Raw genomic sequence first — 1,050 nt, 5'->3', positions numbered from 1 at the left:
AACACAGTGGACGCGAGCAACTGAGGACAAGCCCTCGGCCTATTAGTACCGGTCACCTCCAGCGGTTACCCGCCTTCCAGATCCGGCCTATCAACCCAGTCGTCTACTGGGAGCCTTAACCCCTCAAAGGGGGTGGGAATACTCATCTCGAAGCAGGCTTCCCGCTTAGATGCTTTCAGCGGTTATCCCTCCCGAACGTAGCCAACCAGCCATGCCCTTGGCAGGACAACTGGCACACCAGAGGTTCGTCCGTCCCGGTCCTCTCGTACTAGGGACAGCCCTTCTCAATATTCCTACGCGCACAGCGGATAGGGACCGAACTGTCTCACGACGTTCTAAACCCAGCTCGCGTACCGCTTTAATGGGCGAACAGCCCAACCCTTGGGACCGACTCCAGCCCCAGGATGCGACGAGCCGACATCGAGGTGCCAAACCATCCCGTCGATATGGACTCTTGGGGAAGATCAGCCTGTTATCCCCGGGGTACCTTTTATCCGTTGAGCGACGGCGCTTCCACAAGCCACCGCCGGATCACTAGTCCCGACTTTCGTCCCTGCTCGACCCGTCGGTCTCACAGTCAAGCTCCCTTGTGCACTTACACTCAACACCTGATTGCCAACCAGGCTGAGGGAACCTTTGGGCGCCTCCGTTACTCTTTAGGAGGCAACCGCCCCAGTTAAACTACCCATCAGACACTGTCCCTGATCCGGATCACGGACCCAGGTTAGACATCCAGCACGACCAGACTGGTATTTCAACGACGACTCCACAACCACTGGCGTGGCCGCTTCAAAGTCTCCCAGCTATCCTACACAAGCCGAACCGAACACCAATATCAAACTGTAGTAAAGGTCCCGGGGTCTTTCCGTCCTGCTGCGCGAAACGAGCATCTTTACTCGTAGTGCAATTTCACCGGGCCTATGGTTGAGACAGTCGAGAAGTCGTTACGCCATTCGTGCAGGTCGGAACTTACCCGACAAGGAATTTCGCTACCTTAGGATGGTTATAGTTACCACCGCCGTTTACTGGCGCTTAAGTTCTCAGCTTCGC

At 56.2% G+C, this 1,050-nt stretch carries 1 rRNA gene; it reads right to left on the bottom strand.

Going from position 1 to position 1,050, the window contains the following annotated elements:
• Nucleotides 1–22 precede the first annotated feature (22 nt).
• Nucleotides 23–1,050: ribosomal RNA gene (locus K4B79_RS47455) — 23S ribosomal RNA — on the bottom strand; the annotation flags it as partial.

Source organism: Streptomyces lincolnensis, from assembly GCF_021173675.1.
Classification (GTDB): domain Bacteria; phylum Actinomycetota; class Actinomycetes; order Streptomycetales; family Streptomycetaceae; genus Streptomyces; species Streptomyces lincolnensis_B.
Note: the sequence above shows the minus strand (reverse complement) of the source record. Positions and strands in the feature narration are given on the sequence as shown.